Genomic DNA, 13,670 nt, shown 5'->3' on the forward strand with positions numbered 1-13,670 from the left:
GGTTTATATGTAACCCGTTACACATATTGTAAACGCTTTCTGTTTAGGTTGTCAATCATAAATATAATAGTTGTTACACTTAAGCTAAACCAATTAAAAAATCGCTAAGGAACTTGACTTATATTTTGTATTGGTTAATTAGACTTTCTTATCTTTATAAAAGGACTTCTCTCTCAAGAAGTCCTTTCCCAAACACTTTATTTCTTCACAATGGCTGTTGCTTTTCCAACCACTAAATATTTTCCTACATATCCTCGTAATTCAAGCTGTACTTCTCCTGGAGTCCAAGTAAAGTCAGAACGTTCAAACTTGAAATGTCCTTTTTCAGCTTGCTTATACAAACCGTTATTATCTGTAACAGGAGATACACCATCTAATGTTACAGATGAGACATCAAATGTGTAGGCTTGGTATTCTTTTGGTAGATTTGCTTTTACCGTAAAGATTCCTTTGTTCCCGTTAATCACTCGAGGTAATACCTCAAGAGAAACTGGTATATAGACAACCATTGTTTTCTGTACGACCGTTGACCAACCAGCAGCATCTGTTACTTTTACACTTAATTTGTACTCCCCTGGCTGATTTAACGTCACTTGGTCTCCCTTATTATAGGTTTGACCGTTAAAGGTTACCTCTTCTACTGCAATTCCAGATAGATCATCTTTAGCTAGGTAGTCTAATGTAATTGTTTCCCCTAACTCGTACTCCCCTTTTACATCAAGTAAAAGAGTTGGAGCTGTTTGATCAATTTTTACTTCAACTGATTTCACATCTTCTACATTACCTACAGCGTCAACAGAGTAGTAAGAAACGGAGTTAACGCCTTCTTTACCCACCGTAAATGCAGTTCCTTCTACAAACTCAGAGCCGTTGATAGAATAATAGGTTGTTTCTACACCACTATTCTCATCAGAAGCTACTAATTTAACATTTACCTCTTCCTTCACCCAAGTAGTTGGCAGGTCTGCTGTAGTAGTTGGAGCTGTTTGATCAATATTCACTGTGACCGTTTTTACGGCTTCTTTATTCCCTGCAGCATCAACTGAGTAATAAGAGATCTTGTTTATCCCTTCTTCAGTCACTTCAATAGAAGTACCTTCTACATACTCTGAACCATTAAGTGAATAATAGGTTTTTGACACACCACTTAATTCATCACTTGCCGTTAACTCTACTGTAAATGATTGTGCTGCAGTAGGGATTTCATTTACTTGCGTTGTTGGTGCTGTTTTATCAATTTTCACTAGTGCTGTTTTTACTTCCTCCATGTTGCCCACTTTATCAATAGAGTTGTAAACAATCTTGTTGATGCCTTCCTGAGCAACTAAAACCGATGTTCCTTCAACGATAGGTCCATCATTTAATGAATAATACGTATGTGCTACGCCCACTTCGTTATCCGTTGCTGTGAATTCTACTAACTGATCTTGGTTTACCCATTCAACTGGAGCATTCACGGTTGTGACAGGTGCCTCTTCATCAATAATTAACTTAGCTAATACGGTTTCGGACGGCTTAGATTCTCCAAAGGAGTTACTGTAAGATGTTACATAATATAAATGATTAGCGTACGTTAGATTATTAATAGTGTAAGATAGGTTATTAATTTTCTCAGCAACTAATACAGGCTCTCCATTAATCACTTCGTAAATATTGTATCCATTAGCATAAGTAACAAAATCCCAAGTAATTCTAGCACTCGTATCACTCAGAAGCTTTAAGCTAGCGACAGGAACTCCCATTACAGGAAACACTACCTTTTCAGTAATCATATTTGACGGTAAAGATTCCCCAAATCGATTACTATAAGCAGTAACCTCATATGAATGAACACCTTCTGGTAGGTTATATACCTTATGGGTAAATCCAGTTCCTTTGTAAATCAATTCTTTCCCTGAATCCGTTACTTTGTATACACGGTATTCATTCGCCCAAGTGACTGCCTGCCACGATAACGTAAAGTTATTTACATTTTCCACCCTGTTGCTAACCACCGGAGACTGTACTACCGGCCAAGTAAGGGTAAAGGTTATAGCCCTTCCTTCCGGTGACTCACCGAAACGAGTGCTATAAGAATGCACCACGTATTCATATTCACCCTCTGGCATATTCGTATAGGTGATGGTTCTCGTTGTTGCCTGTAGTGTACTTAGTAATTTAAATTCTCCATCAACTTTTTGATAAACTTTGTAACTTGTGGCATAAGTTGAAGCATCCCAACTTAACTTAATATCGTTTCCATTCAAAATTGACTTTGTAAGATTGGCTGGCGCTTGCATGATTGGATGCACCAATGTGAACACAAGCTCGCTTCCTACTGGTGAATCTCCAAATCGAGTGCTATAGGAATGCACCACGTATTCATAGTCACCTTCTGGCATATTCGTATAGGTAATGGTTCTCGTGGTTGCTGGAAGTGTATTTAGTAATTCTAATTCTCCATCAACTTTTTGATAAACTTTGTAATTGGTTGCATACGTTGAAGCATCCCAACTTAACTTAATATCGTTTCCATTCAAAATTGACTTTGTAAGATCGGCTGGCGCTTGCATGATTGGATGCACCAATGTGAACACAAGCTTGCTTCCCTCTGGTGACTCTCCGAAACGATTGCTATAGGAATGCACCACGTATTCATAATCGTCCTCCGGCATATTCGTAAAGGCAAGGGTTCTCGTTGTTGATGGAAGTGTACTTAGTAATTTTAATTCTCCATCAATTTTTTGATAAACTTTGTAGCTTGTGGCATACGTTGAGGCATCCCAACTTAGCTTAATATCGTTTCCATTCAAAATTGACTTTGTAAGATTGGCTGGAGCTTGCATCACTGGATGTACCAATGTAAACACCAGCTTACTTCCCTCTGGTGACTCTCCGAAACGATCACTGTAAGAGTGAACGACGTACTCATAATCTCCTTCTGGCATGTTTACAAATGTATGAGTGAGTCCTGTTAATGTCTTTTGTAAAGTTAGTTCTCCATCTTTTAGAAGGTATATACGATATTCTGTTGCAAGTGACGAGGCAGACCAACTTAACTTAATATCATTTACATTCACAAATGTTTTAGTAAGATTCGGTGGGGCTTGCATAATTGGATGTACTAATGTGAACACAAGTTCGCTTCCTTCTGGTGATTCCCCGAAACGAGTGCTATAGGAATGCACCACGTATTCATAATCACCCTCCGGCATATTCGTAAAGGCAAGGGTTCTCGTTGTTGCTGGAAGGGTATTTAGTAATGTTAATTCCCCATCAACTTTTTGATAAACTTTATAACTTGTGGCATACGTTGAGGCATCCCAACTTAACTTAATATCGTTTCCATTTAAAGTCGTTTTTGTGAGATTGGCTGGGGCTTGCATCACTGGATGTACCAATGTAAACACCAGCTTACTTCCCTCTGGTGACTCTCCGAAACGATCACTGTAAGAGTGAACGACGTACTCATAATCCCCTTCTGGCATGTTTACAAATGTATGAGTGAGTCCTGTTAATGTCTTTTGTAAGGTTAGTTCTCCATCTTTTAGAAGATAAATACGATAATCTGTTGCATATGGCGAAGCAGCCCAACTTAACTTAATATCATTTTCATTCAAGTATGTTTTTGTGAGATCCGCTGGGGCTTGCATCACTGGATGTACCAATGTAAACACCAGTTCGCTACCCTCCGATGATTCCCCAAAACGATCACTGTAAGAGTGAACGACATACTGATAATCACCCTCTGGCATGTTTGAAAAATTGATGGTTGTTCCTGTTACTTTACGAACAAACTGCTTTTCTCCATCTATCAGTTGGTAGATTTGGTATCCATTTGCATACTGAACAGTATCCCATTTCAGAGTTATCTCATTTCCGTTTGAGACAGTGTAGTTGGCATTTCCAGGCTTAGCCAAGTCAGGGTGTACTAAGTTCCCTTCAAGTACAGCACCTTCTGGAGACTCTCCAAATAATGTAGAGTTTGCCTTAATAATGTATTGGAATGGACCTTCAGCTACATTGGTTAAAGTTGTACTTGTCACCGTAATCCTTTTTAATAATACTTCTTCTCCATTAATCAACTGATAAATATTATAGTTATTTGCATATTGAACAGCATTCCACTTAAGGGTAATGTCATTTCCATTGCTAATGGTATAGCTAGGATTTTCAGGAGTTGCTAATTTTAGACCACTTAAGGTGAACTTAATAGAAGTTCCAACTCTTGATTCTCCAAAACGAGTAGAATACGAATTGATCTCATATTGATACTCACCTGGTGCCATATTCGAGTAGGCCATACTAGTTCCAGTAATGGTATTCTTTAATGTTTTATTTCCATCAACTACTTGATAGATCTTATAGCTATTTGCATAATCTACCGCATCCCACTTTAATGCGAACGAAGATGGTCCAGTGATCGTATAACTTCCATTGGCAGGCGCCTTCATTTCTGGATGCACCAATGCTAGCTCTACCACCGCTCCAACTGGCGATTCACCAAATCTACTACTATACGCATAGATTTCGTATCTATATTCACCCTCGGGAAGATTAGAAATAGTTGTTGATAAGGAAGAACCGGTTGTTTTTAAAACCTTTTTCCCATCTACTACCTGATACACTTTATAACTATTGGCAAACTCAACTGAATCCCATTGTAATTTTAAATCATTACCATTAGAAATCTCATATCCTGCATTCCCTGGTGTTGCTACTACTACCTGATCCAGTACGAAGGACACTACATCACTTCCCTCTGATTCTCCAAATCGAGTGCTATTTGTATATACTTCATACTTGTAATTGCCTGCTGGCATGTTCGTAAATGTAACAGATGTGCCTGTTACTGTGTTCTTTAATATCTTTTGGTCTCCAACTACTTGATAGACCTTATAATTCGTAGCATTTTCAGCTGTTTTCCAGCTTAAGACGATATCATTGCCATTTAGAATTTTATACGCAAGTTCAGTAGGTGGGTTTACTTTTACTGTCTCGATGGTAAAAGTAACTTGTGTACCCTTTTCAGACTCTCCAAATCGGTCACTAGTTGAATGAACCTCATACACGTATTCGCCACCAGGTAGCATAGTAGCTGAAAAAGAAGTTCCAGTTACTGTTCCCTTTAATACTTTCACACCATCCACAACCTGATACACTTTATACCCTGTTGCATATGGTACTGAGGTCCAACTAACTACTACATCATTTTTGTTTTGGATTTTAGCATTTACATTTTCAGGGGGAGCCATCTCGATAGATTGAACAGAGAAAGTAACCTCGCTACCTTCTACAGAACTTCCAAAACGTGAGCTATTTGAATACACCTGATATACGTAGTCTCCTGCAGGTAAATTCTTAAATGTAACATTGGTACTCGTAACTGTTTCTACTAATTCTAACTGTCCGTTTTTCACTGAATATACACTATAACTATTTGCAAACTCCGCTGCCTGCCACTTCAACGTAACATCCGTCACGTTCGCAATTGTAAAAGAGAGATTCGCTGGAGCTTTCATCACTGGCTTTACTACATTTACATTGACTGGAGTTGATGTAGTAGATTCCCCATATAGTGGATGAAAAGAAGAAACCGCGTAAGAGTAAGCCCCCTCGGCCACATTAGAAAAACTATATGTCAGGGTATTAGTTGAGTTTACGAATGACTTTTCACCATTCTCTAATACTTGATATATGTTGTATTTCTCTGCGTACTGTGAAGCTCCCCAGCTTAATACAACATCATTTCCATTTTGAATCGTTGCTGCAAAGGTTGCTGGCGTTTGCATCTCAGGATATCTAATTTCTGTGCTTACCGGTGCTGATGGACCAGACTCCCCTTGACTAGATAAAGTAGAAACTACGTATCTATAAGAGCCTTCTGGCAAATCTTTTAGATCATACGAAGTGCCCGTTGTTGTTCCAAGCACCGTAAGCTGTCCGTCTTTAATTTCATAAACTTGATATCCACTTGCTCCAAATACAGCACTCCAAGTTAGCTTTCCATCGTCTGGAGTAACTGACTGATAAGCTAGATTACTAGGCGGAAGCATGGTTCCAGTATTTGCAGAAGCTCTTATACTACCGATTGGGACAATCAATTGATAGATAAGCATAAGAACGACTAGTAGAACTGGAATATTAAACATTCTTTTCAACATAAATTTACCCTACCTTTCATGTTAAAAAAGGCAAATAAAAAAGAACCCCATAAGAAAGGTTCATAGAAAAGACAATCTATGACTTCTTGTGGTAACTGGCTGCCATTCGCATTTCTGCGGGTAAGGCCCTCTTAGTTTTGCGTCTCACCGTTTCCCGTGATTTGCCCTTTTCACTTCATTAAGTACAATCATTTTTAAAACTCATCTATTACTATTGTTTCACCTCCAAGCATGTGCGTTATAAATCTATTATCGGCAGTTAACGGGAGTTATTTAGGATTAACTACCTAAATTTAGTTCGATTATACTATTTTATTTTTATAATGAGATAGGTATTTACACATGATTCTTTGATACTTTTCGTCTTTCGGATTCAATTCTTAGGGAGTCTCTTAAGATCCACATACCTACAACAGTATAAAATTTCCCACATAAAAACCCCCATTACTGGGGGCTATACACAACTATTGCTTTTTCATATAATCAAGCACGTCCAAGTCAATTTTCCCACGCTCTAACTCACGCGATTCAAAGTTCTCTGTATGTATATAACGCGTCAGTGCCTTGTGAACGCTTTCCTCATCAACATACAAATCTAAATATCCATGTCGTCTTAAGTACGCGATCAATTCTTCCTTCACATGCCCTTCAATCGAAGCAATCCGCTCTTGCTTTGGAGGAGCAAAGTATAGCTGTTGCAAACCAAACACACGAATCAGCTCTTTAATCGGCTCCGGATGGTCGTCGACACGAAGATCAATGAATCGGTCATTGTATCCACCATAACCGCCCGCTTCCTTCACCACTAATAGGGCAGCTGATTGCTGGCCCCGACTATCTCCACCAGCCTCTTGCCCTGCGTTCATTCCAGCGAGTAAGCGCTCGGCTAATGTTCCACTTGTCTCTTGAAACGTTTTTGCCATCGCTTGTACGGTCTGTTCGTCGACTAAAATATTCCCTTGTGCGGCAAAATGCTCTCCGGTGATTCCACCTGCCCAGTCATAACATTTTTCACCGGTAAAAGTGGCAGCATTTCCGTTTGCATCGATGACTCCAACCTGGCGGAGATCCTTGTCCTCATCCTGTGAGGTAATGATTTCGATCACCTCTTCCGCTGACTTTCCTTCTGAAAACAACTTCAATGCCTCCGGACCATAAGCCGTATTCGCGTAAGACTGTGTCGCAACAACACCTACTCCAGCCTTCGCGAACGGAACCACGGCGCCAACTCCAAGAAACTTCGATTGCACCGCAATTCCCCATTCTTTCTCCTTTGGGTCATAACCTACGATTGAAAACGTCATGTTTTTGCCTCCCCCCCTAAATTCTAATTAGGATAGTTTCACCTGAAGGAAGCCTTTGTTGCGCTAGCAACACCAGCTTACGGAAGGTGAAACTATACATTTTACCCTAGAAATATTCCCCCATAAATCAACGAACCGGCAATCACATACGCGGGGTGGACCTTTAACCTCTCCATCAGCACAAAGCTAATCACACCGATCCCAATCGTTTGCCAAATCCCCACTCCTTCGAATGAGGAGAAAAAGAAATCATACGTCATGACTCCTAATAGAACGGCAATGACCGGTCTAACTAACACCGTAAGTCGCTTAACCTTTGGAGATTCCTTGAATTTCATCAACAACCCGAGAAGAGTGACCATTAAGATTAACGACGGTGCCACAGTAGCAAATACAGCAACAACCGCTCCAAAAATCCCGCCCACTTCATAACCAATATAACCGGCCATCTTTGTCGCGATAGGGCCAGGCAGTGCATTTCCTAACGCGAGCACCTCACTAAATTCACTCACTGATAACCAACCGTACCGATCAACCACCTCATTTTCAACAAGAGGAATCGAGGCTGGTCCCCCACCATACCCGAGAATTCCCGGAATAAAAAACGCCAAAAATAGTTGCCAATAAATCATGCGGACGTCTTCTCCTTTTCCTTTGAATTCCCTTGATCTTTTTTCAATAATGCACTTAATAATAAAGCGAAAATTATGATTGCAGGATGCACATGTAAAAATTGAAGCAACACAAGGCTAACCACCACAAAAACACAAGTCCAACCCCAACCGAGACTAGACGAAGATGATTTTTTAACAAAATCCCAAGTCAACGTAGCGAGCATGACCGCAACGACCGGTACAACCGCCATCGACATGCCGCGTACCCACGGTTCGTCTTTGTAGGTATTCAGTACATTTAACAAGATGATCATTAAAAGAATGCTCGGTAAAATCGATGCAAAAATAGCATTCAATAATCCTAACAACCCACCCACACGGTACCCAATATAACCAGCCATTTTTGTATTAATAGGCCCTGGCAAGGCATTGGCAAGTGCCAAAATATCGCCAAACTCATCCGAATCCATCCATTTGAATGTATCGACAACTTCCTTTTTCACAAGAGGAATTGATGATGGCCCTCCACCGTAGCCCAGAATTCCTGAGCGGAAGAAGGCGATAAATAACTGTCTGTGCTTCATAACATTCCTCCTAAATTATAAAAATTCAGATAGTTTCATCATACCAAATATCAGTCATCATGGTAACCATCTCTTTCGGAATTCGAGATATTCACAAAATTATAACAGAATACTAAACCTTGTCGAATCTTGTCCGATAAATAAGAGGTATGTACAACTATGAGGAGGACAGCAACATGCTAAAAAGAATATTCTTATTGTTCCTAGTGGTGAACGTTTTAAGCGCTTGTTCACTCGGAGCACAGCAAACAAAGACAGAAAAAGAATACAAAATTGGGATTCTTTTATCAGATAGTGGTCTTGGGGATGAGTCCTTTAATGACTCTGCATTCCGTGGCCTTGAACGTGCTCGCGATGAATTTGGAATTTTATTTGACTATAAAGAAGCTCCAGATGGAGACTTTGAAGAAAAACTAACCGAACTGGTGGAAGAGGAATATGACTTGATTATCGGTCTTGGTTTCTCTGTAAAAGAAGCATTGGAAAAGGTGGCAAAAGAACATCCACATCAGCAATTTATGATCATAGATGAGGGTTCTGAGCTTGAAAATGTCGTATCCCTCACTTTTAAAGAATATGAAGGAAGCTTCCTAGTAGGTATGGTCGCTGCCATGAAGAGCACCACTGGAAAGATCGGATTTATCGGTGGCTTTGATGTACCTGTCGTGAATCACTTTAAAGCAGGCTACATACAAGGGGCAAAATACGTCAATCCGAATGTAGAAGTACTGGTCGAGTATGCGAATTCCTTTGGAGACGCGACACTTGGTGGAACGATTGCCGAAAAACAAATTGCAGCTGGTGCTGATTTCATCTACCCTGCAGCTGGATTCACTGGCTTCGGAGCGCTTCAAACCGCTCAAAAACTTGGTAAATTAGCAGCTGGGGTGGATTCTGACCAATTTTTCGTAGCAGAAAAAGCCGTTACAACTTCAATGCTAAAAAATATTGACGTAGCCGTATACGATATTGCCAAAGAATTAAAGGAAACAGGAAAAATCGGTTCTTCCGCGTATGTACTGGGTCTTGCCGAAAACGGCGTTGGCTTAGCAGACATCCGTGTCGTAGAACTATCTGAAGCAGAAAATAGTCAGCTTGAGGAAGCAAAAGAGAAAATCATTTCGGGCGACATCACCGTCGAAACGGAATAAGGAGGGAATGAAATGAAACTTAGATCTCGCTTACTTATCATCGCTATCATTCCACTTTTATTATCAACATTGATCATTGGATTTATGATATCTCAGCTGGTTAGTATGCAAAGCTCCGCTAAGGATGATGTTCAAGTTTTAATCTTAGTAGAAGATATACAAGGCGAACTGGTTGTAGCCAAGCAAGCGCTCTCGAACTACACTTTTAACCAAAGTGAAGCAAACAAATCAGAAGCACTCTTACAATTACAGAACATTGATGAGCAAATGGCGGCACTTACACAAGTGATTAGAGTGGATGAGCAGAAACAAACTTTAGGGAAAGTACAGGAGAAGTTTGATGCCCTAACTTCTGAGGTGGATGCAGGGTTTGGAAGTAATGACCCTTCGGCGATTAAAAGACAATCGATACGTATTTCGGGTGTCTTAAATGATATGTACTTATTGGATAAACTTACTGGAGAATGGTACGACGAAATGCTTCAGCAAACAGAGAAGAAGATTCACTTTGTTGTCGTTTTCTCGATCATTGCGATTATCATATTAATTGTGTTATCTAGCCTTTCTACTTGGTTCTTGGCTAGACGTATCGCGAAACCGTTACGTGAAGTCGTGGACCATGCCGTTAAAGTCGCTGAAGGAGACCTCACGGTAGAAGTGGACGAGGTGAAAGAAGATAGTTCGTACGAGCTGGACCAACTAAAATCTGCTTTTGCCCTTATGATTTTGAATGTCAGACAAACCGTTCAATCGATCGAGCAGGTTGGTGAACGAGTAACTGGATTTACAGCTGAAGTATCTGGACATATGGTGAGCTTACGTGAAATCAGCAACCAGGTGGCGGTTTCAACGGAAGAGCTCGCACGCGGTAGCCAATCGGTTTCAGAAGACATTCAATCGACCGCCAGCTCTATGGGTGCAATGAACGAAGAATTTTCTCGAGTTCAGGATAAAACAGAGCAATCCTCAGAGGCAGGTTCTGCTGCGTTGGATTCAGTTCAAACCGGTCGAGTGTCGTTAGAAAAACAAGTTGAACTAGCCTCACAGTTATCACAATCGACGGATCATATTAAAACATCAGTTGAAGGCTTCACACAGTTTGCTGGACAAATTGAGGATGCAGCACGTTCGGTAAGAGAAATCGCTGATCAAACGAATCTGTTGGCCTTAAATGCAGCGATCGAAGCAGCACGTGCAGGAGATGCTGGAAAAGGATTCGCTGTTGTAGCAGACGAAGTTCGTAAACTTGCAGACGACTCCACCAAGGCAACCGAACATATCACAACGATGGTTAGTCATATGAAAAAAGGCATTGCTACAATTGTGGAAGCAACGGAGCTTGGGTATGATTTATCCAATCAACAGCAATCTTCTATGAAGGAAACAGAATCTTCATTTGAAGTGATTTCTATGAATGTTATGGCAATCAACGAACAGTTAGATGCGTTGGTTGAAGGGATGAAAACCTCTAGCAGCATGAGTGCTTATGTTATTAGTGCGATTGAGAATATTTCGGCCGTTACAGAGGAAACGGCTGCCGGGACAGAAGAGATTAGTGCTTCTACGGATGCTCAGCTTCAGGCGTTTGAGCAGGTGAATGAGAAGATGGAGCAGTTGCAGGAACTGACGGTGGAGATGAAGAAGGAATTGGCGAAGTTTCGGTTGTAGATGATTTTTGTCGGATTCTCCCGAAATGTATGTCGAATCCGAAAAGTAACAACAAAACCGTTCGAAGTTGCAAGGAAACTGAGTCAAACTTGCAAGAAACTCGATGAAAGTTGCAACAAAATAATATCATGACCATAAAAAATGCCTACTCGATCTAAACGAGTAGGCATTTTCATTATTATTGAGCTTCAATCAAGCCATAACGGCCATCTTTACGCTTGTAAACAACATTTGTACGGTTTGTTTCAGCATTAGTAAACACGTAGAAGCTGTGACCTAGTAGGTTCATTTGAAGGATCGCTTCTTCGCTGTCCATCGGCTTTAAGTCAAAGCTCTTTTGACGAACAAGCTCTAAATCGCTCTCATCCTCTTCTACTGCTACACCGCCACCTTGATTTTCGACTGGAGAAGCAAATAATTCATTTAGGTTCCCTTTTTCACGGAATTTTCGGTTCACTTTTGTTTTATGCTTACGGATTTGACGCTCTAACTTATCAGTAATCAGATCAATCGCCGCATACATATCATCATGAACTTCCTCTGCACGAAGCACCAAATTCGCCATCGGAATCGTTACCTCTACTTTGGATCGCTTGTCATTATACAACTTCAAATTCACATGAACATTTGCATTAGGAGTCTCAGTAAAGTATCTTTCTAACTTGGCAATCTTCTTTTCCACGTACTCTCTAATTGCTGGAGTTACCTCAATGTTTTCACCACGAACGTTGTAATTCATAAGTGAACTCCTCCTTCACATTATACAAATTTGGTTACCTTACTGTTATGCTTAGTTCAGCTTGTCCTACGCCACTTTTTCCAAGCATTCCTTAAAAATAACCACCGTCTTAATATGGTAATTAAGACTATGTATTTATACTTCTATTTTACCCTCGGAAACTCCTGCTAAAACTTGAAAAAGGTTTAAAAATTGTGTCGAATTGGTGACCTTAATTGGTTTAATACATTTTAGCAAAGGATACGTTATTGAATTTTATTTATTTAATGCTTTAAACCATTAGAAAATCAATCAGAAAACCTAAGATAATTAAACCAATACCAATTATAAAATGAACTTTCTTTTTATTTAACTTTGTTTTTTCAAAAATAGTAAAGATAATTCCTATTAAGCCAATAAAGAGAGTACTTCTGATAAAATATGAAGTATTTATTGGATACTTTTGAGCAAGACCAGAAACTGTCCCTAAAACAAATAAAAATAGAGGAATCCTAAGTTTCCAATACATATAATCACCTCAATTAGCTTCAACTGAATTCTTATACGTTCTTCCTGAAGAATAAGTTTCTTTTAACAGTAATAAACAGTCTGTAATTTTAAAACCCTTTAATTCCTAACTGAATCTAAGAAGTGAAACCCACTCAAATAAATATAGAGTTAACAGACATAAGCATAGAAACAAAAAGAGACTAGCTATTACCCTAGTCTCTATTTCTTGCGATCGTAAAACATTCCGTCTGGATTATAATTCTCATATGGATTGGCATATTTATTTGTCGATTCTTTTTTCGTTTTCAGGTCTTTCATATCCTTTTGGATGTTCAGCTTTTCTTGGTTCATTAATCCATTTAAATGATCGTTAAGCTGCTTGCACTTTTGTAACAGTTCTCGCTCTACATCTGTGGAAGGAGGAGTAGAGTTTTTCATTGCCTCATCACGAAGTGCTAACAGTCTCTCTGTTTCTTGTATTCGCTCATCACGGTCCCCATCAGTTTGATAAAGCTTAATCAATTGAACAGTGAGATCAAAAAACAGCTGCAAACCATTCACTAGGCTTGGCCACCTTGAGCGAATTGCTTTTGACGATTTAGTTGGATGACTTGTTTCCATGTATCACGGTATTCTGTTACAAAACCATAAACTTCATCAAGAATAGCTACATCGTTTTTTAAATTAGCTTCCATTAAACGACGATTTAGATAATCATACATAGCCATTAAGTCTTTCGACACCGGAATATCCATATTTAGTGTTACCATAAACTCTTGGATAATTTTTTGAGCTTTAATCAAATTTGTATTTTTCTCTTCAATATTTTTAGATTGCATAGCGACCTTAGCCTGATTAATAAATTTTAAGCAACCATTGTAGAGCATCAGAGTTAAATCACCAGGTGAGGCTGTATTTAACGAGTTTTGCTGATATGCTTGATAAGGATTATTTACTGCCATTTTCTAGCACTCCTTT

At 39.5% G+C, this 13,670-nt stretch carries 10 protein-coding genes and 1 riboswitch; of the genes, 2 read left to right on the forward strand and 8 right to left on the reverse strand.

The features are described 5' to 3' along the window. Nucleotides 1-197 precede the first annotated feature (197 nt). The 4 genes from ACRX5O_RS12415 to ACRX5O_RS12430 form a co-directional block, all read right to left on the reverse strand. The gene (locus tag ACRX5O_RS12415; protein ID WP_433906246.1) at nt 198-6,143 is read right to left on the reverse strand and encodes an OmpL47-type beta-barrel domain-containing protein; all 5,946 of its coding nucleotides are present in this window, start codon (nt 6,141-6,143) and stop codon (nt 198-200) included. 87 nt (nt 6,144-6,230) lie between these two features. Further along, a riboswitch (cyclic di-GMP riboswitch) is annotated at nt 6,231-6,319 on the reverse strand. A gap of 288 nt (nt 6,320-6,607) precedes the next feature. Next, entirely contained in the window at nt 6,608-7,447 is an 840-nt protein-coding gene (locus ACRX5O_RS12420) for a DUF1028 domain-containing protein (RefSeq protein ID WP_433906247.1), read from the reverse strand. 101 nt (nt 7,448-7,548) lie between these two features. Further along, complete coding sequence (locus tag ACRX5O_RS12425; RefSeq protein WP_433906248.1) at nt 7,549-8,079, reverse strand: chromate transporter; 531 nt, start codon at nt 8,077-8,079, stop codon at nt 7,549-7,551. Continuing rightward, entirely contained in the window at nt 8,076-8,645 is a 570-nt protein-coding gene (locus ACRX5O_RS12430) for a chromate transporter (RefSeq protein WP_433906249.1), read from the reverse strand. Before ACRX5O_RS12430 ends, ACRX5O_RS12425 begins: the two co-directional genes overlap by 4 nt. 176 nt (nt 8,646-8,821) lie before the next feature. Between ACRX5O_RS12430 and ACRX5O_RS12435 the strand changes: the two genes are divergently transcribed. Both ACRX5O_RS12435 and ACRX5O_RS12440 read left to right on the forward strand, forming a co-directional pair. Further along, on the forward strand, nt 8,822-9,796 hold the full coding sequence (locus tag ACRX5O_RS12435) for a BMP family lipoprotein (RefSeq protein WP_433906250.1): 975 nt from the start codon (nt 8,822-8,824) through the stop codon (nt 9,794-9,796). Between the two features lie 12 nt (nt 9,797-9,808). Further along, nucleotides 9,809-11,464, forward strand: coding sequence for a methyl-accepting chemotaxis protein (locus ACRX5O_RS12440; protein WP_433906251.1), 1,656 nt, complete (start codon nt 9,809-9,811; stop codon nt 11,462-11,464). Nucleotides 11,465-11,642: 178 nt separating this feature from the next. Here the strand turns inward: ACRX5O_RS12440 and hpf are convergent, their stop codons facing one another. From hpf to fliS, 4 genes are all read right to left on the reverse strand, one after another. Beyond that, the gene (gene hpf, locus ACRX5O_RS12445) at nt 11,643-12,203 is read right to left on the reverse strand and encodes a ribosome hibernation-promoting factor, HPF/YfiA family (RefSeq protein ID WP_391557880.1); all 561 of its coding nucleotides are present in this window, start codon (nt 12,201-12,203) and stop codon (nt 11,643-11,645) included. Between the two features lie 271 nt (nt 12,204-12,474). Beyond that, nucleotides 12,475-12,711, reverse strand: coding sequence for a hypothetical protein (locus ACRX5O_RS12450; RefSeq protein ID WP_433906252.1), 237 nt, complete (start codon nt 12,709-12,711; stop codon nt 12,475-12,477). A gap of 200 nt (nt 12,712-12,911) precedes the next feature. Next, nucleotides 12,912-13,253, reverse strand: a complete 342-nt coding sequence (fliT, locus tag ACRX5O_RS12455) for a flagellar protein FliT (protein WP_433906253.1) — start codon at nt 13,251-13,253, stop codon at nt 12,912-12,914. Next, nucleotides 13,253-13,654 carry a flagellar export chaperone FliS gene (gene fliS, locus ACRX5O_RS12460; protein ID WP_433906254.1) on the reverse strand — a complete coding sequence of 134 codons (402 nt, stop codon included), beginning with the start codon at nt 13,652-13,654 and terminating at the stop codon, nt 13,253-13,255. The genes fliT and fliS overlap by 1 nt, the downstream gene beginning before the upstream one ends. Nucleotides 13,655-13,670 lie beyond the last annotated feature (16 nt).

The sequence above is a fragment of the Robertmurraya mesotrionivorans genome, assembly GCF_050971805.1.
GTDB lineage: Bacteria > Bacillota > Bacilli > Bacillales > Cytobacillaceae > Robertmurraya_A.